The sequence below is a fragment of the Nostoc sp. CHAB 5715 genome, from assembly GCF_020829685.1.
Taxonomy (GTDB): Bacteria; Cyanobacteriota; Cyanobacteriia; order Cyanobacteriales; family Nostocaceae; genus Nostoc.
The window spans coordinates 1-17241 of the sequence record NZ_JAIVFR010000019.1; the positions used below are offsets into that span (position 1 = coordinate 1).

Annotated in this window: 20 protein-coding genes; 6 read left to right on the forward strand and 14 right to left on the reverse strand. The window is 42.3% G+C overall.

The window, feature by feature from the left end; translation table 11 throughout:
- The 6 genes from LC574_RS02110 to LC574_RS02135 all read right to left on the reverse strand — a co-directional run.
- Window positions 1–1679, reverse strand: a 1679-nt coding sequence (locus tag LC574_RS02110; RefSeq protein ID WP_229451282.1) for a serine/threonine-protein kinase, incomplete at its 3' end; no start/stop codon positions are given.
- Between the two features lie 123 nt (window positions 1680–1802).
- Window positions 1803–1991: a 30S ribosomal protein S21 gene (gene rpsU / locus LC574_RS02115; RefSeq protein WP_012407716.1), complete on the reverse strand. Its 189-nt coding sequence runs from the start codon at window positions 1989–1991 to the stop codon at window positions 1803–1805.
- A 117-nt stretch (window positions 1992–2108) separates the two neighbouring features.
- Complete coding sequence (locus tag LC574_RS02120; RefSeq protein ID WP_229451283.1) at window positions 2109–2432, reverse strand: RNA-binding protein; 324 nt, start codon at window positions 2430–2432, stop codon at window positions 2109–2111.
- 179 nt (window positions 2433–2611) lie between these two features.
- On the reverse strand, window positions 2612–2785 hold the full coding sequence (locus LC574_RS02125) for a hypothetical protein (protein ID WP_229451284.1): 174 nt from the start codon (window positions 2783–2785) through the stop codon (window positions 2612–2614).
- A 273-nt stretch (window positions 2786–3058) separates the two neighbouring features.
- Window positions 3059–4714 carry a hypothetical protein gene (locus LC574_RS02130; RefSeq protein WP_229451285.1) on the reverse strand — a complete coding sequence of 552 codons (1656 nt, stop codon included), beginning with the start codon at window positions 4712–4714 and terminating at the stop codon, window positions 3059–3061.
- 498 nt (window positions 4715–5212) lie between these two features.
- Complete coding sequence (locus tag LC574_RS02135; RefSeq protein ID WP_229451286.1) at window positions 5213–6307, reverse strand: hybrid sensor histidine kinase/response regulator; 1095 nt, start codon at window positions 6305–6307, stop codon at window positions 5213–5215.
- A gap of 723 nt (window positions 6308–7030) precedes the next feature.
- On the opposite strand from LC574_RS02135, the gene LC574_RS02140 reads away from it, so the two are divergent.
- On the forward strand, window positions 7031–7750 hold the full coding sequence (locus LC574_RS02140; RefSeq protein WP_229451287.1) for a response regulator transcription factor: 720 nt from the start codon (window positions 7031–7033) through the stop codon (window positions 7748–7750).
- 221 nt (window positions 7751–7971) lie between these two features.
- Window positions 7972–9660 (forward strand): NAD(P)H-quinone oxidoreductase subunit 4, encoded by a 1689-nt coding sequence (locus tag LC574_RS02145; RefSeq protein ID WP_229451288.1) that lies wholly within the window; start codon window positions 7972–7974, stop codon window positions 9658–9660.
- Between the two features lie 128 nt (window positions 9661–9788).
- Here the strand turns inward: LC574_RS02145 and LC574_RS02150 are convergent, their stop codons facing one another.
- The gene (locus tag LC574_RS02150; RefSeq protein WP_229451289.1) at window positions 9789–10028 is read right to left on the reverse strand and encodes a hypothetical protein; all 240 of its coding nucleotides are present in this window, start codon (window positions 10026–10028) and stop codon (window positions 9789–9791) included.
- Between the two features lie 60 nt (window positions 10029–10088).
- A complete protein-coding gene (locus LC574_RS02155) occupies window positions 10089–10460 on the reverse strand; it encodes a hypothetical protein (protein ID WP_229451290.1) in 372 nt (123 codons plus the stop codon).
- A gap of 842 nt (window positions 10461–11302) precedes the next feature.
- On the opposite strand from LC574_RS02155, the gene thrB reads away from it, so the two are divergent.
- The gene (thrB, locus tag LC574_RS02160) at window positions 11303–12214 is read left to right on the forward strand and encodes a homoserine kinase (protein WP_229451291.1); all 912 of its coding nucleotides are present in this window, start codon (window positions 11303–11305) and stop codon (window positions 12212–12214) included.
- 30 nt (window positions 12215–12244) lie between these two features.
- Window positions 12245–12757 carry a hypothetical protein gene (locus LC574_RS02165; protein WP_229451292.1) on the forward strand — a complete coding sequence of 171 codons (513 nt, stop codon included), beginning with the start codon at window positions 12245–12247 and terminating at the stop codon, window positions 12755–12757.
- Between the two features lie 675 nt (window positions 12758–13432).
- On the opposite strand, the gene LC574_RS02170 is transcribed toward LC574_RS02165, so the two are convergent.
- A complete protein-coding gene (locus tag LC574_RS02170; protein WP_229451293.1) occupies window positions 13433–14146 on the reverse strand; it encodes an SDR family oxidoreductase in 714 nt (237 codons plus the stop codon).
- 116 nt (window positions 14147–14262) lie between these two features.
- Here LC574_RS02170 and LC574_RS02175 point away from each other — a divergent pair, with 116 nt between their 5' ends.
- Together LC574_RS02175 and LC574_RS02180 are read left to right on the forward strand one after the other, a co-directional pair.
- Entirely contained in the window at window positions 14263–14868 is a 606-nt protein-coding gene (locus LC574_RS02175) for a Uma2 family endonuclease (protein WP_229451294.1), read from the forward strand.
- A 26-nt stretch (window positions 14869–14894) separates the two neighbouring features.
- The gene (locus LC574_RS02180; protein WP_229451295.1) at window positions 14895–15266 is read left to right on the forward strand and encodes a XisH family protein; all 372 of its coding nucleotides are present in this window, start codon (window positions 14895–14897) and stop codon (window positions 15264–15266) included.
- Here LC574_RS02180 and LC574_RS02185 read toward each other — a convergent pair.
- The 5 genes from LC574_RS02185 to LC574_RS02205 form a co-directional block, all read right to left on the reverse strand.
- Complete coding sequence (locus LC574_RS02185) at window positions 15259–15399, reverse strand: protein rep (protein ID WP_229451296.1); 141 nt, start codon at window positions 15397–15399, stop codon at window positions 15259–15261. The two genes, LC574_RS02180 and LC574_RS02185, sit on opposite strands and share 8 nt — an antisense overlap.
- Window positions 15386–15751 carry a hypothetical protein gene (locus LC574_RS02190; protein WP_229451297.1) on the reverse strand — a complete coding sequence of 122 codons (366 nt, stop codon included), beginning with the start codon at window positions 15749–15751 and terminating at the stop codon, window positions 15386–15388. The genes LC574_RS02185 and LC574_RS02190 overlap by 14 nt, the downstream gene beginning before the upstream one ends.
- Window positions 15752–15754: 3 nt before the next feature.
- Window positions 15755–16093, reverse strand: a complete 339-nt coding sequence (locus LC574_RS02195; RefSeq protein WP_229451298.1) for a hypothetical protein — start codon at window positions 16091–16093, stop codon at window positions 15755–15757.
- 122 nt (window positions 16094–16215) lie between these two features.
- Window positions 16216–16452, reverse strand: a complete 237-nt coding sequence (locus LC574_RS02200) for a hypothetical protein (RefSeq protein ID WP_229451299.1) — start codon at window positions 16450–16452, stop codon at window positions 16216–16218.
- Complete coding sequence (locus LC574_RS02205) at window positions 16452–17015, reverse strand: hypothetical protein (protein ID WP_229451300.1); 564 nt, start codon at window positions 17013–17015, stop codon at window positions 16452–16454. Before LC574_RS02205 ends, LC574_RS02200 begins: the two co-directional genes overlap by 1 nt.
- Between the last annotated feature and the right edge of the window lie 226 nt (window positions 17016–17241).

Consider the following 17241-nt stretch of genomic DNA (forward strand, 5'->3'; position numbering starts at 1 on the left):
GAACCAAAAAAAATCAGAGGTAACTGTAATTCTGACCAGCCTGGTTGACTAGAGAATTGGAAAATCGGAGGTGCTAACCTCAAAAGAATCAAAACTGCATAGGCGATCGCACTACCAAAGGCAGCGAACACAGCGTACACTATGTGATGGCTGCGAAGTCCTAAACTTAAGGTGAGTAGGCAAACTCCCACTAAAATTACTGCCACTAAGCCCTCCCCGCTATCTTTGGGTGTGATTAATTGCAAAATCAACCAACCGAAGCCATAGCTAATCATGCCCATCAGCGACGCTACTAAAAAGCGTCGCTGTTGACCAAAACACCCGGATACTGTCAGCCCCCAAGCGGTTCCCCAGCCTGCGGCGATGAATACCAAAATATCTGCCCCGAAGACGGGTTGAGTATTTGGCACTAATTGGTTTAGCTGACTCCCAATAAATTCCACAACCTGACGACCCAAGCTTGTGTGATATGCCAAAATAAAACCTGCGATCGCACCAAAACAAGCGCCAACATAAGCCAGGATCATCGCCCAAATTGTCGCCAAACAAGCTAGGAAAATTTTGATGATTGTCTGAGCGATAAAAATAACGGTTTTAGTTACAGCTTGGCTAAAGTTAGCTAAAACTTGTTCAATAGCTTGTATTAGCTGTGTAAATCTTTGGGAAACTTGCGTTGAGGCTTGTTTAACGTTGTCTCGCAGTTGGGCGAATAATCCTAGTGGCGGTAATGGTTGAGAAATCTTCGCCAAACGTTTTTGAATTATAGCTGCATTTGCTGGACGCGATCGCACATCTTCCTGCACCATCTCATCCAGCAAATCTGCCAATTGGGGGTTGACATTTACCGCAGTTCGCCACCGCAATTTCCCCGTTTGCTGATCTTCCAACTCTAGCGGGTACTTGCCTGTTAGTAATTCAATCATCGTTCGACCAAGGGCATAAAAATCGGCACTTGGCCCGACAATACCTCCAGTCACTTGTTCTGGTGGACTGTAGCCAGAAGAAAATAATCGGGTGGAACTAGACTGAGAACGCAGCTTAGAGGCGCTAAATTGTTTTGCCCCTCCAAAATCAATTAGTACTAAGCGATCGCCCCCTGTTTGCCCTTGAGACGGGGTTAAAGATGGCGAAGAACTGCCCAGCATTAAATTAGAAGGTTTGATATCCCGGTGAAGAATCTGACGTTTGTGTAATTCTTGTAAAATCTGTACAGCTTGGGCAAACCAGTTTAAAACCAAATCCTCTGGACATCCTTGGGGAAACTTTTTTAATATCTCCTCTAAAGTCCGCCCATTGATTTTTTCCATTACCAGACAAGGCAATTGGTGCGGTTTGGGGTTAAACAGTTGTACCTGAAAATACCCTTCAGCATCGACTCTGGGGACACCTGGATGGTGCAAACTAGATAAAACCGCCGCTTCTTGGGTAAATAACTCTAGTGCCTTTGGTGAATCTTCTACCAACACCTTCAGCACTTTCTCTGTTTGAGTTTTTTCATCCCAAACCGTGTAAATTTGAGCAAATCCTCCCGACCCCAAAGCCTGAAGTGGAACATAGCGGTCTAACAGTTCTAGCGGTGCGCCACAACTGTTGCAAAATTTGTTTCCCCAAGGCTGAGGATAAGGACGTTGACAATCAGGATTTATACAGTGAACCGCCCTCTGGGTGATGTGGGACACAACCGCTACAATACAAAGGCTGACTTGATTTTAGCGTTTCTTTAGGTTTCCTGATTTTAAAATAGGCAAAAGGAAAACCCTCATAAAATCTATGAGGGCATTCGTTTATATGTATGTCAGCCCTTAGTTACGGAAACTTCTCTTACTTTGTCTGTGCTTGGCAACTTCTTTGCGCTTGCGTTTTTCTAGAGGCGTTTCAAAATGACGATGCTTTCTCATGTCTGGAAAAATTCCAGCCTTGGAAACTTCTCGCTTAAATCGCCGTAAGGCTGACTCAATGTGTTCATTGTCACCTACAATTACTTGGGTCATTATCTCTCCTAACTAAGTTGACTTCATCAATGGCTATGGAAGCACTAACATTACAAAAAAAAGACAGACACCTTGTCTGACCTTAAGACTCTAGGTAAATTTTTTTTGTTTCCAAAATTAGTAGCGGTTGCGTCCACCGCCGCCACCACCACTGTATCCTCCTCTACCACCACCGAAGGAACCTCTGTCACCTCTATCTTCTTTAGGTTTAGCCTTATTCACTTTCAGGTCACGACCCATCCACTCAGCACCATCGAGAGCTTCAATGGCAGCTGCTTCTTCAGCTTCGGTTCCCATTTCCACAAAAGCAAAGCCGCGTGGACGACCTGTTTCACGGTCAGTAGGTACTTGAACCCGTTTTACAGTACCATATTCTGCAAAAATACCACTTAAATCTTCTTGTGTAACGTCATAAGAGAGGTTACCTACATAAATTGACATCGATTCTCTCCAAAATCATCACTGTGTAGAGATTTTAATTTCTCTGAGTAGTCTGTAAATACTAAAAGGAAAAAGCCTTTCAATACTAAAACCAAAGACATCACCAAATTAACTCTCCTTATCTAGGATGACATACGAGCCAACTCTCTGCATCCAGTAGATCGTTAACAAATAATTAACTAGTGATACGATCGCGTAAGTGCGATCGCCTGCCCCCACCTACCATAAGTACAGCCCACCGCAAAAAAGGGTTGGAAATGGAAGAAGATAAATCCTGTAGGGCGATCAAGGAAATCAGACATGCAGGGGCGCATCTTTAATATCCGAATTGAACGTTTGACTGTATTAACCAAAAGTATTACTCCCAAATTTTAATATGAAAGGCAAAGTCAGGCAACAAATAAAGGGTATGGGACTTCCAATTAAAAAAATAATCAATCGCTGTGTAGGCTCTTGAGCAGGGGGAAAAGAAAAATATCATCTGAATAAATTGGGTAATTTATTCTCTGGAAGTCCCTATAGCAATCCTAATTTGAGTTGTAAAAATTATCTAACCGCCTTCTGGTGCGTTGTCTTTTGCCAATGCGTAGCGTCGAAAGATAGCTGATTTCTGGATTCTGAATTCTTCAATACATGTTGGCTATGTCAAGTTGCTTATCATCACCTTTCCAAGCTGTTTCCAATTCGGCTTTGACAAGTTGAGCAGCCTTATCTTTGCCCAGTGCCTGTAAACTTGTCTGCAAGCCAAATAGAGAACGCCCATTATGGGGATACTTTTCTAGATCGGCACGAAAGACTTTCTCAGCCTGTGTATAGTCACCCTTAGCCAAAAGTACACTGCCTAAAGATTCCCGCGTCGGAAAGTACCAGTCTGGTGGTTCCACGTAATCAAGAGTATCTTCTACTGCCACCGCTTTTTCTAGCAATAAAATGGCAGATTCATAATCATGCTTTTCTCTAGCAATTTTGGCATCTAGAACTTTTGAGGCAATGTCTAAAATGCGACTGGCAAGACTAAATCCAATAGTTGCTTCGGTGTAAATTCCTTGTTTGGCGGCAAGTAATGCCCGACTTTCACTTGCTGCATCTTCAAGTTTACCTGTGGCTGCACTTGCCATGCCGCGAGCAAAATGCCAAAGTGCTGTGGTAGTAGGCAATTTAGTATCGGGGGCGGGAGTTTTCAAGATGGCATCCCAATCACTAAAGCGTGTCTGAATCAGCATTTTGCTGCCCAGGAATCCCTCAAGCATAGGTGCATACGGGTCAATTGCAGTAGCATTTGCGACTAACGTCTCTGCGGCTTGGAGAGCATCTTTATATTTTCCTGCCATGCTACTGGCCACCATGAGAAAATGTATGTTGTGGTTGTAGTACATCATGGGATAAGTGCCCTGGACTTGATATTTCTTAATGTAAATATCATCTTGAGCGATCGCCTGCTCGTTTGCCTGCATTGCCCCTTCATAATCTCCTACACGAAAATAAATATGAGAAGGCATGTGTACCAAGTGTCCCGCCGTTGGTGCTAGGGTTCCTAGTCTTTTGGCACTCACAAGGGCCCGTTCTGGGGAAGGTGAGGCTTCCACTGCATGAATATAATAATGATTAGCTCCGGTATGATTCGGGTTACGTTTGAGAACAGATTCTAAAATAGCCACAATTTCTTCTGTATCTGGCTGTGGCTTGCCATCTTTAGTCCAGTGCTGCCAAGGATGCAGATCCATCAAGCTTTCAGCGTAAAGCGTCGCCGCATCCAAATCATCTGGATAGCGCTTAACTAGGGTTCCCATTGCTTTTGCATAGTCTACGGCTAGTTGATACAAGTCTGCATCAGCATCTTGGGAGTAACGTTTTGCTAAGGCGGTAATGTAATCTCGTTCTTGGGCAGACGCTTGGGTGGAAAGTGCTAAAGCTTGCTGTACCGCTTGGTAAGCAGCTAATTCTTGGTTTGGGTCCATTGCTAAGTTAATATTAGGGCCTAGAGCTAGAGCGATACCCCAATATGCGATCGCTAAATGCGGATCGAGTTTGGCAGCGTATTGAAAAGAACGCACCGCCTCATCATGATTGAAAGCGTAAATCAAATTTAATCCCTGATCGAAAAACTCTTGCGCTTGGGGATTAGAAGTAGAAACTGGATGGTGGATTGTCCCAACTCCAGATATTAAAGTATAGGGCTGTCTTGCTTGAGCATAGACGTAAAGCGGCTTGTTGTCAGCGATCGCTGCACTAGGAGCGACGAAAGAGAGTATAAGCACCCAAATTAGAAATAAGTACTTCATTATTATTTTTATTCAAGCTCTTTTTTTATTAATATTTAAATACCACAGTTTTTCTAAGGAAGCAATTTGTTCTTCTCCAGCTTCAGATTCCCTCTAATTAAGAGTTATATTTTCGATATATTTCTTTTTCAAGTTCCAGCTTTTCTTCATCTATTCGGATTATCCTGGCGAGTTAAACCTGGATTGTAACAATCAAAGAAATCAAGATTGCTAGATTCTAACCAATTCAAAATATATTGAAGTTCATCCGTAAGTTCAGACATCTAACTAACCTCATTTAGTGATTAAATACGAAAGTATTTTGAAGCATCTCGTCTCATTTACCCGGAATTGAGTACACGGACTAGCTAATACTGCACTATCTACTGATATCTTGCAGCATTCTCGATTAGCACCATCGCCCGCCCAGAAATAAATTTCTGGGCTGATAGCTAAAGTCCACTAAAGTGGACTAAAACCCTTGTTCGCACAGATAAATTAGACTTTACAAACATCCTCTTAGTTTTCACTAGCTACAGGTAGACGGATAGTGAATGTACTACCCTGTCCTGGTTCCGATGTCACATCGATTGTGCCTTGATGTGCTTCAATAATGCAGCGAGATAAATATAGTCCCAAACCACTACCAGAACGCTGGTGTTTACCTTGGCGAAATCGCTCGAATAATATTGCCTGATCTTGTTTAGAAATTCCTGGCCCTGTATCTTGGATGTCAATAGTCACAGCTACCAAAGTAGGATAGCAGTGAATATCTACAGAACCTTTGTCTGTAAATTTGATGGCATTGCCGATGATATTTGTCAAAACTCGCCGCAGTTCTACGCGATCGCCCATGATGGTGCTTGCAGTTTCACCTCGATCAATATTTACAGCTAATCCTTTTTCTTCAGCTAAGGGAGTTAATTCTTGAGAAACTTCACCAACTAATTCCTGAATATTGCAGGGAGAAATTTTTAAGGTTTTACAGCCCGCTTCATGACGATAAACTTCTAGCAAGGTATTTACCATTTCCAGCAGGTCTTGATTACTGCCAATCATGGTATCAATTATTTCTTGCAATTGTGGCGAAACATCGCAAAACCTGCCTTCCAGCAATAATTTTAATACGCGGTTGGAGGCTACCAGTGGTATGCGTAAATCGTGAGTAAAACGGGAGACAAAATCTGCCCGTAGGTTAGCCATCTGATCTCGTTCGTCGATACTATGCTTGAGACGCAGGAGCGATCGCACTCGTGCATGTAGTTCATCAGGATCGAATGGTTTACGAATAAAGTCATCTGCACCAGCATCAAGTCCTTCCACAACACTAGACGCATAGTGAGCCGTGAGCAGCAAAATAGGGATAAATGGCAACGCCGGATTCTGCCGAATGCGTCGAGTAAATTCATACCCATCTATCTCCGGCATCATCACATCTAAGAGAATTATGTCTGGTGGCGACTCTTCAACCATAGCCAGAGCAATTTTGCTATCTTCGACTAAGCTAATTTCATAGCCCTCATCTTCTAGGACAGCTTCTAAGACCAGTAAATTGTCAAAAATATCATCGACAACCAGAATTTTATCTTTTTTGACAGTTTTAGTTAAACACATGGCTAAATAAAAAAAGAAGTGCTTGGCTATCCCTCGCAAATCTAGTAATAGCTTACTTCACCAGCACTAAGATTATAAGGATTCATATTTTCGTTTAAAGTTTCCTAACTTTCTTAAGTAATTACACTGAAGCTTCGTTTAATAAATGTATTAACATACTATTGTCTTAACAAATATCTTAGCCGTCTGGTTATCCAAGCAATATCTGTGTCTGGGTTTTAGGGTGAGGTAGTTTAGTCTCTTTTATCAATAAGGGGAAAAGGTAAAAACCTCGCAAGAAAGTGGGCGAAATAATCTTTGTATCGCAAGGTAGGTTGAAACCCCACCCCTAGTGTCAGGCTTAGTTTAATTGCGAACTTGTACTGAGCGTAGCCGAAGTATTGCGAATTGGCTTCATGTACATCATCGGTAGCCACCGCAAGGGCAACTATTTAATGCCACTCACTCTTGCTTGCTAGCGGATTTTCAATGAAAAATTGTTTACCATGAAACATCTATCCTCAGGTTAATGTATAAAAATATTTTTTGATTGACTTGACTTATTATTGTCATATCGAAACTCTTGCTTTAGAAAAACTTACGAGATAAGGTTATTTATCTCTAATGGTAGATGAAGTTAAGGGAACAATACCAACTACATTGCTTTTTGTATAAGATCCCGGATAGAAGAACGAGATTATTTTAATCTGTACTTTAGATAGATAACAGTAAAGTTAAGCAACTATGAATGAAATCAAGATCCTCGTGATTGAAGATCACAACCTTACGAGAATCGGCTTACGGGCGGCCTTACAAACCCAGCCAGAGTTTAACATTGTTGGTGAAGCAGCCAATGCAGCCGAGGGCATCAAGCTTCTGAAAACTCTCAAGCCGGATGTTGCTACTATTGACATCGGTTTGCCTGACATGGATGGTATTGAGCTAACACGCACATTTAGGCAATATCAAGCAGAGAATGAAGATTATACCACAAAACTGCTAATTTTAACCATGCAAAACAGCGAACAGGCAGTTTTAGCAGCATTTGCAGCAGGTGCAGATTCTTATTGCATGAAGGATATCGAAACTGAGAGACTAGTTGAAGCTGTGCGAACAACTTATGCAGGTAGCTCATGGATCGATCCAGCGATCGCAGACCTTGTACTACAACAAATACGTCAAGATTTCCCCGATGGTAGCAGAGGCGCATCTGGAAAAAGAGTCTTGATTGAAGGTATTGACCCAGATGTTGAGAAAAGTATAGTCACCTATCCTTTAACTCATAGGGAGATGGATGTTTTAGAGTTGATTGTCGCCGGGTGTGACAATGCAGAAATTGCTAAAAGGCTCTATTTAACAGTCGGTACTGTAAAAACTCATGTTCGAGGTATTCTCAATAAACTCTGTGTTGCTGACCGGACACAGGCTGCCGTCCGTGCTTTGCGGGCTGGATTAGTACCGTAAGCAACTAAGTAGCGATCGTGAACTGCTTACAACACATGAAAATCTTTCTTCCCCACTCCCCAGTACAGACGCGATTAATCGCGTCTCTCCCGCTCCCCATTTTCAAATCAATTATTTTTTAGTCAAAGCGGTTAACTGGAACAAATAAATATTTATGAAGGAACTGTTACCAAGTTTTAGTACAATGACACCATCCCAAATAAGTATTTTTTCTCATATACATGATAGCGGATCAATTTCCCTGGCTTACCGCGATTGTCTTGCTGCCACTCGTTGCTTCCCTGCTCATCCCTGTGCTGCCTGATAAAGATGGTAAGCGCGTTCGATGGTATGCATTAGGTATAGGTATCGCAGACTTCGCCTTGATGTGCTACGCCTTTTGGAAGCATTACGATGTCAGCAATGCTAGTTTTCAAATGGTGGAAAATTATGCCTGGATGCCTCAGTTGGGTCTTAACTGGGCAGTATCGGTCGATGGACTTTCAGCGCCACTTGTGCTGCTAGCAGGATTTGTCACCACACTCTCGATTTTTTCGGCCTGGCAAGTTGATCACCGACACCGCCTTTTCTATTTTTTAATGCTGGTGCTGTATTCCGCACAGGTAGGGGTGTTCGTTGCTAAAGACTTGCTGCTATTTTTCATTATGTGGGAAGTAGAGTTGATACCCGTCTACCTACTAGTCTGTATTTGGGGTGGGCAAAGGCGACGTTATGCGGCTACCAAATTTTTGTTGTATACCGCAGCAGCTTCTATATTTATTTTGGTGGCAGCCCTGGCAATGGGACTATACGGCGACGGTGATATGACATTTGATATAACCGCCCTCGCCAGGAAGGAATATCCCCTTGGACTACAGCTGCTACTTTATGCAGGGTTGCTGATTGCATTTGGTGTCAAGCTTGCTGTTTTCCCGATGCATACCTGGTTGCCTGATGCCCACGGCGAAGCATCATCTCCTGTATCGATGATTTTGGCTGGAGTATTGCTAAAGATGGGCGGATACGGACTGATTCGCCTGAATCTTGAGTTGCTTCCCGATGCACACATTTACTTTGCGCCAGTCCTAGCAATTTTGGGTGTTGTCAACATTATCTATGGTGCATTGAACTCCTTTGCTCAGACGAATATGAAGCGGCGTTTAGCTTATTCGTCGATTTCTCACATGGGGTTTGTGCTGCTTGGGATTGCGTCGTTCACTGATTTGGGAATCAACGGCGCGATGTTACAGATGATTTCGCATGGTTTGATTGCATCGGTGCTGTTCTTTTTAGCAGGTGTTACTTACGATCGCACCCACACAATGGTAATGAAAGATATGGGCGGTATTGGTCAAGCCATGCCCAAAGTCTTTGCCCTGTTTACAATTGGAGCAATGGCATCCCTAGCACTTCCCGGTATGAGTGGCTTCGCTGGCGAACTATCGGTATTCGTTGGGATGACAAGCAGTGACGTTTACAGTTCAACTTTCTGCACCGTAACAGTTTTTCTCGCCGCCGTTGGAGTCATCCTCACACCTATCTATCTACTTTCCATGCTGCGAGAGGTATTTTATGGTAAAGGTGCAGCACTCATCTGCGACATTAATAATGCAAATTCGGAAAATCAAGAAGATGAGGGAACAGTTTGTTTTGGTACAGATTGCTTAGTACCAGAAGAAGCAGTCTACGACGATGCTAGACCGCGTGAGGTGTTTATCGCTGCCTGTTTTCTGCTGATGATTATTGGCATTGGTTTCTATCCCAAAATGGCGATGCAGATGTACGACGTGAAGACCGTTGCAGTCAATGCTAATCTTCGTCAGTCTTATGCCATAGTCTCGCAAACAAATCCCCAGATTTATGCTCATAGATTCTTGGTTCCGCAAATTTCCGAGGTTGAGATAGCGCCCGTTTTGGGAACTTTGAAGTAAGCTTTTTGACCAATAAATTTGTCGAAAAGAGCCAATGCTAACTTCAAAAACTTCTAAGTATCTTTCTGAGGAAGAACAGAGTATTGATAGCCTATCTACAGCGATAGGCTATCAATCCCAAATCATTCTTACGATGCCCAACATATTTTTTCTGGAAAAGCTCCTTTTTTCCAATGTTGCCAAACCTTTACTGCTGCTCGTTGAAAAAATGCCTGCGAGTTTTGCTCTGGTGTTTCTTGAAGTTCTTTAACTTCTCCACTCAATTTATCTATCCACAAAGAGCCGAGACGATCTTCATGTGGACCAAAGCGGTAAATAACGCCGGTCTCATCCTCCTTTTCTTTTAGAATCAATACGTAAAAAGCCATAAAAGATTAATGTGGTCTGTAAAAGTTGGATACTTCAGTTTTAACTCATTTGAGTTATGCTCATGTTACTGGAGGACTCCACAAACGACCAGAGCGTTCAGTAGCATCATGAGCTGTACGGTAGTTAGTATGGAAAATGCCTTCAAACCTCGACTCAAAGTATTCATGTTCCAGTAGTCTCAAATCTTCAGGGTTAAAATTACCTCGCTGTAACCTAATCCAGGCATCTGCTATATCTGGATCAGGACTAAAGCGGTTAAATCCGAGATCGTAATCCAACTGGTGTTCATCATAAAATAAATGTTTTTTGATCCGTCGAATGCGAAACTCTGCCCATCCAGTATTATGTGCAATCTCTGCTACATCGTCAGCATCACGAATAGCATCATACGCCTCAGGAGCATACTCAAGAAAGCGCTTTAAATATTCCATTTATTACAGCTATTTTCAGGTAAATAGACCACGCGGTAGGGGTAAAGCGCATTGCTCATTGGTGTCAACTTAAGCTAAAAATCGCTTATCTGTTGGCTTCCACGCCCGCCCAGAAATGAATTTCAGCGGCTCCTAGCTAAAGTCTACTAAAGTAGACTAAAAATTTTTCGGATTATTTAGTCATCAAAAGATGACTTTCGCTATTAGCAAGGAACTGAAGTTCCTTGCGGGACATGGCTTTTACGTTAAGTTGACACGTATGAGCAATGCGCTTTACCCCTACAACAGATGTGGTTCAAATACATGAAAACTGCTGTAAATTAGTTAATATAAATAGTCAATATATCAGGACTTACGCAAAAACTCTCTGCAACTTTTATTCCTTCTCCTGTCGGAGACGCCAAGGGCGAACGCGTCCTTCGTGCCTTTGCGGTTCGTTATTCCGTGACTCATGCGTAAGTCCTATATAGGAATCGTATTTGATTTTTGAAATTATCTACGTAGGCGGGGAGTGGGGAGTAGGGAATAGGGAATAGGGAATTAGGCTTTTCGAGTTGTCCCGAGCTTTTTCAGAAATCAAATATTAGTCCTATATATTAACCAAAAATAACATGATTTTTCAATTATTACAGCGCTTTTCAAGTAATTGAACTACACCACTCCCTACTCCCCGTCTCATCTGTGGTCTAAATACCTGAAAAATGCTGTAAATAAAAAAATATATTAATAAAATGTAAACACTCAGATGGTTATGCAAACTACCACAACAGATAATTAGCATTACTAGTAAACAAATCAACCCTTTACATGAGATGCTTGTTGATGATTAGTGAGTTTTGCCAATGTCTGTTGTTTCTGCTATCACTGTTATCGTTCCCGCCACAACTGCGAATTTGGGGCCTGGTTTTGATTGTATCGGTGCAGCATTAAAGTTGTACAACGAGTTCAAGTTCACTCGCCAAGAAGGTGGACTAACTATTCATGTCACTGGTACCGAAGCCCAACGAGTACAAACTGATGAAAGTAATCTCCTCTACCAAGCGTTTGTCAAGTTCTATCAATATATAGAGCAGACACCGCCAACTGTGAAAATAGAGATTAAGTTAGGTGTTCCGTTGGCGAGGGGTTTGGGTAGTTCTGCGACAGCAATTGTTGGTGGCTTGGTTGCTGCTAATCAACTGGAAGGTACGCCTATGAGTCAGTCGCAGGTGATGGAGTTAGCGATCGCAATGGAAGGACATCCTGATAATGTAGTTCCAGCTTTGTTGGGAGGATGTCGTCTCGCTGCTAGCAGTGGCGCAGCTTGGGAAATTTGTGATGTTCCCTGGCATCAAGATATTGTACCAGTTGTAGCTATTCCTAATTTTGAACTTTCTACTTCAGAGGCGCGGGGCGTTCTCCCAACTCAAGTGAGTCGCGCCGATGCGATTTTCAATACAGCACATTTGGGGTTATTGTTGCGCGGCTTGGAAACTGGTAACGGACAATGGTTAAAGACAGCTTTACAAGATAGATTGCATCAGCCCTATCGCAAAGCTTTAATTCCTGGTTATGATGCTCTCAACATAGCAGCTATTAGTGCTGGTGCTTATGGTATGGTAATTAGTGGTGCGGGGCCGACACTGTTAGCTTTGGCGAATAAATTACACTCAAAGGCAGTGGAGGCGGCTATGTTAGCTGCTTGGCAAGAAAAAGGAATTACAGCCGAGGTGCAATCGCTTTCTCTCGATACCCAAGGCGCAAAAAGCTTTTAATATTTTACTCAGCACTTAAAAACTCGATTTATGGAGCAAATTCAGGCTGAAATGGCGGCGCTTAACTCTCAAATTCAGATTCTTTTAGAAGAACGCGCTGCACTCACTATTAATAATAATGTCATCTCTGGCGACAATGATTCACCCCAGGCAATGGTTGAAGCCTACCGCCGTCAAGCCAGAGAAAATGCCCAATTATCAGTTGAACTCCAAGGCATAGATGCAGCGATCGCAGCCCTGGAAGCCCAGATAAAACAAAAACAAAGTAAATTAGTGCGATCGCAAGGTGAATCAAAACAACTTATTCTACAGCAGCAGCTAGAAGAAGCGAAAGAAGTCGCACAGGTTCATGCTCAACGCATTAATCAACTGGCGGCAGAACTAGCCGCAGAAGTCCGTTTTCTTAAGGCTTGTGCTAATCAACTGAGTCCAATGTATTGGCAGATTTATTACAAGCCCTTCATCACTGGCTTCAAGACAATCTCCGTTCCTTATGTCCGCTCAGATGGGGAAGTGTGGACAATTGTCAACCGGATTGTTTAATGCTTTAGCCGCAAGCACTAAGCTAGAACACATCTAATTTGCATCAGGACTTACGCATTGACAGAAGCAATTAAATATGGATATGGATTTTCAGGCATTCAAGTTTGATTTTTTCACCATTAGCCAGCGATGCCTGCGGCGGGCTGCGCCTACGCTACTGATAATTAAGCTAGTAGCCAATAGCCTGAAACAACGGATCTTCGTTGATACACATGATAGTCATTTTGTACAGTGCGTAAGTCCTAGATTAGTCATTGCGAGCGGAACGCAGTCAAGCGTTGCAATCCCAGTCTTGACGAGATTGCAACTCTAAGAGACGCACTCGCGTTCGCAACGCTTGCAATGACGAAAGTACGTTGCCTTTGCGTAATATCATGTCCGGCTAAATACTTGTCATTACGAACGCAGCGATAGCGGAGTGAAGTAATCGCAGAGTCAAAGGGAATTGCTTCGCTCCACTTCGTTGCACTCGCAATGACATATCATAAGCAATTTGCCGGACATGATATAAGTCCTGTTCCCATTAAAGGGACTGCAACTAAATTCTAAATATGAGGGGAATAAAGGGGTGGTTACGAAACCACCCCTAAAATTTTGGCTTTTTGGAGAGGTAATCAGGTGCGTAGGCGTAGCCCGCCATAGGCATCGCTTGTATTTCCCGAGCTAGAAATAAAACTAAATAGCAGAAGAATAGGCTTCATCCACCTTGAGAGTTGTGCCTGTGATAAACTTGGCATCATCAGAAATCAGAAAAGCAATTATTTTAGCAAACTCTGCATAGGTAGTAGGACGACCAAACATCAAATCCGAAGGCACATTCCATCCCTCTAACTCTGCCATTGAATCTGCAACAAAAAAAGGCGCTACGGAAACCATGCGAATTCTATCTGCTTTGTAACGCTTGGCATAAAGTTTTGTAAATCCTTCCATTGCGGCGCGGAGTGTACCGCTAAAGGGTGTCCCTAATTCTGGTTCATGGGAGTCACACGCAGAAATATTCACGATGACACCGCCTCCTGAATATCGCATTGCTTCTGTAACTAATCTAGCGATGCGGACAACACTCAAAAACAGCATTTCAAAGTTTTCTATCCACATTTCATCAGAAATAGATAGCAAATCTGGTCGAGGTGGATCTCCAAAACTATTTACCACTGCATCAATACGACCGAATTGAGCTAAAGTCGTCTCTACCAATCGCTGTAAGTCTTGAAAATTGGTAATTGATCCTTGAGTAGCAATACCGCCCAACTCATCTGCTAAATCCAGAATATCAGGCGATCGCGCCATCAGTGAAACCCTATAACCCCGCGCTGCTAACTCTCGCGCACAACCTGCGCCAATCCCCCGACTAGCAGCCGTAATAATCGCTACTTTCTGTGAATTCATACAAGTAATTTTACTGCATACTTAGACTTTCATAGATTTTCATGAGTTAATCCACATTCCGCCCTAGAGTGTAAAGGGATTATAGTTAAAGCAGGTGAAGTAGCCACAAAGCAATTATGACCATTAACTTACCTATAGCCACAGAAATTATACCAATAGTCTTGCAATTGCAACCTGCGATCGCACTAACTGACGACCAGTTTTATGAATTTTGTCAGCTAAACAGTGATTTTCGCATTGAACGTAATGCTACGGGAGAATTAGTGATTATGCCTCCTACTGGTTCGGAAACTGATCAACATAACTTTGATATTATTGTTCAGTTGGGTATTTGGACAAAGCAAGATGGTACAGGTGTAGGGTTTGGTTCCAGTGGTGGGTTTACTTTGCCTAATGGTGCGGTGCGTTCTCCAGATGCGGCGTGGATAAAACGCGATCGCTGGGAAGCGATACCAGAGGAACTGCGAAAAAAATTTGCACCGATTTGTCCTGAGTTTGTGATTGAATTGCGTTCTGAGAGTGATAACTTACGAATTTTGCAAGACAAGATGCAAGAGTATATTGATAATGGCACTCAACTTGGTTGGTTAATTGATAGAAAACAACGCCGAGTTTTTATTTATCGTCCTAATATTGCGGTTGAGGTATTGGATAATCCAAAGACGCTTAATGGTGAACCTTTGCTAGCTGGATTTGTTTTGGATTTAAGTCAGATTTGGTAAGGAAGAAATACAAATGTTAGGAATCTATGGCGGCGAAAGACATATTCCATGATGTAGTAAGACGCGCTTTAGAGAAAGAGGGTTGGCTCATCACTAATGACCCGCTTTTCCTCCGTTTTGGTGGTTTGGATATGTATATCGACCTCGGTGCAGAGAAAGTTTTAGCAGCTGAACGAAATCAAGAAAAAATTGCAGTTGAAGTTAAAAGCTTTGTTGCTCCATCTACTACAACTGAATTTAGTACTGCTTTAGTAGGTTGGGTTAAGCAAAGCGCAACCCAACAAAGCCCCGGAAATGTTGGGTTTCGTTCCTCAAACGCCACTTGCTTCAAGTCGGGAAACCCGCCCAACGCAGTGGCTCCCCAACCTACACAGTTTAAGGTTTTTAGCGTTAACTGAACTGTATTGCTCTATCACCCACCAAATCTGACTCTTTCACCTGATACTTGAGAATTTCTGGGATAAGTAGTGAAGGGTTATGATGCTTTGCGATCGCGCTAGTATGAATCCCCAGTAAGTTAGTACTCGTCATCTCTGAGAATAAAGCCGGATTCTTTATTGAGAAATCCTGCAAGCTGCTTAATCAGCCCCCGAAGACGGTTAAATTTGTGTTCAACGAGTTTGTCAGTAGCATTGTGCCTGTATTCTGCAAAAAATTTTTTCTCTGTATACTCAGTCAGATGCACATCTAACTTTTTTTCATTGACATATAACCTATCAGAAAAATTGTCTTTTAGAGAATCAATGGCTGTTAATAAATTAGTTTGTACATTGCTGATTCTAGCATTAATGCTAGCTTCTATTTGAGCTAGTCGATAGATACCAGCAATTAACATAAACATCAGAGAAACAACAGTGAAAGCATTGTTAATATCAATTTTCATTTTTTAAAGAGCATCAATTTTAGATTGAATTTGACTTAATTGTGATTGAATTAAGCTTAACGATTGAGTATTCGTATCAATTTCATCACCTGAATATTTCCAAGCCTCAACATACATCTGGCTATGCCACTTAGGAATTCTAATCTCCGCAATAAAAGGCAGTAATCCCAAATCGGGAAATTTAATTAAAGTCAACTCTCTTAAGCCGCATCCTTGACTAAAAGCGTCCACGCTTGCCATAAATTCAGAAGTAGACGATGGAAGTGTAAGCAGTTTCATGTGTACTTTAGCGGCAAATCTCCAATGAGATTTCGCTAGATCATTGCGAAATCCAAACATCATTAGATAGCTATTGCAAATAATCGAAATAGGGGGAATAGGGATATAACTAGTTTTGGGTCCAGGGGTCGCTATATAAGTTTGTCGTCGTACCAAATCCCAATTGAGAGAATCATTAATCCCACTCACACATTTATTAATCCCGCAGCGCTCAGATTTTGCTCAAGATTTAGACAATAAACATCCATCTCTACCTCGCACATCTCCAGAATATCCATGTACTCTTCTATTGTTATCTGCCCATTACAAAAGCATGTCAATCCTAAATGTGCGGCTTCTTCTTGCTCTAGCCTTAGTGCAATTTCATCCTCAGTCATTTGAGGATATAGGGGAATTTCTACCCCTATAACTTTTTCAATCATTAGCGGTAAATTTCGGGTGTAAAGGAAACTGAACGGTTAGTGTTGGTTTTTACCTTAGTGGCAATAGCTTCTTTCACATCTTTAAATCCTTTAGCAGTTTCACCAACACCAAAACCGATAGGGTAGCTATATGAGTTACCACCCTTTGTTTTGTATTTTTGTCCGGTCAACTTACTAGTTTTTGTAATTGTTGTTGTTCCAGATACTCGAATCACAGCCTTAGCTGCAACAAATCCTACTAATTCAACAGCCGCAGCAACATCTGCCGGAGCTTTTGAAATGTTCGCATCAGCAACAGCAATGCCAGCTGCTGCAAAACCAGTCTCAGATCGCTGAGAAAGATAAGTTTTTACCTTTGGAGCCGTGTTAACTGGTGTCGCAAACGGCACAAGAGAGTAAAGCAAAAGCTTTCCTGGCTCGCTGCCTTCTGCCCTATCTCCATACTCAACAGACTTTTTGCCTGATTGAACTGCCTGAAAAAATCCTAGTGCTGAGGTATCTGCTAAATCCACAGCGTCGCCAGTCCCACTAAGCGGGCGAAGTAATTTTAAAGCAGATTTCAAATTGTTAAATCTTTTAGCCATCAGTGCTTTAAATGAATTAGTTGATACAACCTTTTCTAGCACTGATTTTCAGGCTTTTATTTGGCACCGACTACTATACCCGCATTTCTCACAAACTCAGAGAACCCGGGGGGCAAAAACTGCTAGAATGTATATATAATAAGCACTTCAGCTATTTTGAAATATGACTCGACCCGCAACGCGATCGATACCAAAGGAGTTCAGA

Bases quoted from the DNA above. Each gene is read 5' to 3' on its own strand.
- rpsU (WP_012407716.1), bottom strand. From the start codon at position 1,991: ATGACCCAAGTAATTGTAGGTGACAATGAACACATTGAGTCAGCCTTA.
- LC574_RS02120 (WP_229451283.1), bottom strand. From the start codon at position 2,432: ATGTCAATTTATGTAGGTAACCTCTCTTATGACGTTACACAAGAAGAT.
- LC574_RS02130 (WP_229451285.1), bottom strand. From the start codon at position 4,714: ATGAAGTACTTATTTCTAATTTGGGTGCTTATACTCTCTTTCGTCGCT.
- LC574_RS02135 (WP_229451286.1), bottom strand. From the start codon at position 6,307: ATGTGTTTAACTAAAACTGTCAAAAAAGATAAAATTCTGGTTGTCGAT.
- LC574_RS02140 (WP_229451287.1), top strand. From the start codon at position 7,031: ATGAATGAAATCAAGATCCTCGTGATTGAAGATCACAACCTTACGAGA.
- LC574_RS02145 (WP_229451288.1), top strand. From the start codon at position 7,972: ATGATAGCGGATCAATTTCCCTGGCTTACCGCGATTGTCTTGCTGCCA.
- LC574_RS02150 (WP_229451289.1), bottom strand. From the start codon at position 10,028: ATGGCTTTTTACGTATTGATTCTAAAAGAAAAGGAGGATGAGACCGGC.
- LC574_RS02155 (WP_229451290.1), bottom strand. From the start codon at position 10,460: ATGGAATATTTAAAGCGCTTTCTTGAGTATGCTCCTGAGGCGTATGAT.
- thrB (WP_229451291.1), top strand. From the start codon at position 11,303: ATGTCTGTTGTTTCTGCTATCACTGTTATCGTTCCCGCCACAACTGCG.
- LC574_RS02165 (WP_229451292.1), top strand. From the start codon at position 12,245: ATGGAGCAAATTCAGGCTGAAATGGCGGCGCTTAACTCTCAAATTCAG.
- LC574_RS02170 (WP_229451293.1), bottom strand. From the start codon at position 14,146: ATGAATTCACAGAAAGTAGCGATTATTACGGCTGCTAGTCGGGGGATT.
- LC574_RS02175 (WP_229451294.1), top strand. From the start codon at position 14,263: ATGACCATTAACTTACCTATAGCCACAGAAATTATACCAATAGTCTTG.
- LC574_RS02180 (WP_229451295.1), top strand. From the start codon at position 14,895: ATGGCGGCGAAAGACATATTCCATGATGTAGTAAGACGCGCTTTAGAG.
- LC574_RS02185 (WP_229451296.1), bottom strand. From the start codon at position 15,399: ATGACGAGTACTAACTTACTGGGGATTCATACTAGCGCGATCGCAAAG.
- LC574_RS02190 (WP_229451297.1), bottom strand. From the start codon at position 15,751: ATGAAAATTGATATTAACAATGCTTTCACTGTTGTTTCTCTGATGTTT.
- LC574_RS02195 (WP_229451298.1), bottom strand. From the start codon at position 16,093: ATGATGTTTGGATTTCGCAATGATCTAGCGAAATCTCATTGGAGATTT.
- LC574_RS02200 (WP_229451299.1), bottom strand. From the start codon at position 16,452: ATGATTGAAAAAGTTATAGGGGTAGAAATTCCCCTATATCCTCAAATG.